Raw genomic sequence first — 991 nt, 5'->3', positions numbered from 1 at the left:
CTGGGGACTAGAGCCCTTAAAAGCAGCTCAACGGAACGACTTGATGGAGATTATGGATGATCGACATGAAAGCAAATCCACTACGCTTATCAGCCAACTTCCAACAGAAGAGTGGTATCAATCAATCGGCGATAACACGCTGGCTGACGCCATCCTGGATCGACTAATGCACAACTCTCATCGCATTAAGATGAAGGGAGAATCAATGCGTAAAATCCGCTCAAAGTTGACGGATGGTGAACACTTAGGATAAAAAGACCAAGAACCCAATGCGCGAAAGATCAGGTGTTCACGATCGACCAGAATCCATGTTCACGTTCGGCGGAATATGCACAAGAAGCGTGTGAACGCTATGATGTAAGTTGTCATGCTTATGTCTTGATGACGAATCACACTCATCTTTTGTTGACACCTTCATGCACTGACGGTGTCTCTAAAGTGATGCAGTCACTTGGGCGGCGCTATGTACAATACATCAATAAGACATATCGGCGATGCGGTACATTGTGGGAGAGTCGTCATAAAGCAAGCTTGATCGATGCTGAAGGGTATTTGCTCAAGTGTTATCGGTATATAGAGCTAAACCCGGTTATGGCTAATATGGTCGAGCATCCGGCTGATTACCGATGGTCTAGCTATCGGTGTAATGCATATGGTGAAAGAAGTCCGTTAATTAGTGCGCATGAGGTATATGCTCAATTGGCACATGATACGCAGAGCCGTCTCGTTCGCTATCGAGAGTTATTTAACGTTGCGTTGTCGAAGGGCGTCATACATGAGATTCGTACTTCAGCCAGTTTCTCGATGCCTTTGGGGGATGATCGTTTTAAGGCACAAATCGAAGAAAATCTTAAGAGATCAATTGGCTATTCAAAGATAGGGCGACCTCTCAAGTGCGAATGATTACTAATTGTCACCGACCCCTTTTATACCTAATACAAAGATTGACAATGCTTGTATTTTTGCCTAGCATGAAATTTATAAATTTTTA

The 991-nt window shown here is 43.8% G+C and carries 2 protein-coding genes; both read left to right on the top strand.

Translation table 11 applies throughout. The annotated features are described in order from the left end of the window. On the top strand, nucleotides 1–253 hold a 253-nt coding region (locus tag A3766_RS21005), incomplete at its 5' end, for an ATP-binding protein (protein WP_197479660.1). After that, on the top strand, nucleotides 250–903 hold the full coding sequence (locus A3766_RS29205; protein WP_082907184.1) for a transposase: 654 nt from the start codon (nucleotides 250–252) through the stop codon (nucleotides 901–903). The genes A3766_RS21005 and A3766_RS29205, both read left to right, overlap by 4 nt. Nucleotides 904–991 lie beyond the last annotated feature (88 nt).

The sequence above is a fragment of the Oleiphilus sp. HI0132 genome (assembly GCF_001635845.1).
Note: the sequence above shows the minus strand (reverse complement) of the source record. Positions and strands in the feature narration are given on the sequence as shown.